This is a genomic window from Kistimonas ophiarachnellae (assembly GCF_057552235.1).
This window is the reverse complement of sequence record NZ_BAAJPA010000054.1, coordinates 1-882: the sequence shown is the minus strand read 5'-3', so window position 1 is coordinate 882 and position 882 is coordinate 1. Positions and strand designations below refer to the sequence as shown.

Below are 882 nucleotides of genomic sequence, written 5' to 3'. Positions count from 1 at the left end.
CGTAGAGGAAGGCAGTATCACCCTGGTCAGTGGTGACGACCGGGGTATTACCCCTGCCGGCAACCAGTTGTTTGTGAATCCGTCTGCCTATGAACACCTGGCGGTGGATGAGACGGCGGTGATCAGTTACCGCTATAACATTGAAGATGGCGAAGGCGGCACCGTGTCGCAGACCGCCACGGTAACCGTGACCGGCAGCAATGATGCGCCCGAGGTCAGTTCTGCGGTAGCTGTCGTCGATTCAGAAGACAATGACGCGATCACGGTCGATCTGCTGGAACATGCCAGCGACATCGATACCTCGGATACCCTGAATATACAGTCGGGCAGCCTGGTGCTGACGGGCGGGAATGACGCAGGTGTCACGGTCAGCGGCAACAGTCTTGAGATAGACCTGGACGCCTATCACTATCTGGCGGTTGGCCAGTCCAACGTGATCTCTTATGACTACAACATTGTCGATGGCAATGGTGGGGTTGTTCCCCAGCAGGCCGTGGTGACGATCACCGGCAGTAATGACGGGCCGGAGGTCAGTGCGACGGTGACGTCAGGGGCGGGGGAGAATGACGCGGTATTTACCGTGGACCTGTTGTCCGGCACCACTGACGTGGATGCTGCGGATGACCTGAACGTGATTAACCTCAGCCGGGTCAGCGGTGATGACCGCGGGGTTACGTACAATGGCAATAATCTGCAGGTGAACCCGGGCGCTTATGAATTCCTGGCGTTGGGCGAGACCGAGACGCTGGTGTATACCTTCCAGATATCAGACGGCCGTGGTGGTGTTGTCAGCCAGAGCGCCGCTGTTACCATCACCGGCAGCAATGATCTCCCCACGGTTAGCGCCGGTGTTACGGCGAGCGCCAATGAAGACAACAGTGA

Annotated in this window: 1 protein-coding gene; it reads left to right on the top strand. The window is 58.0% G+C overall.

The features are described 5' to 3' along the window. Window positions 1–882, top strand: an 882-nt coding sequence (locus tag AC27K1_RS21590) for a cadherin-like domain-containing protein (protein ID WP_487152862.1), incomplete at both ends; no start/stop codon positions are given.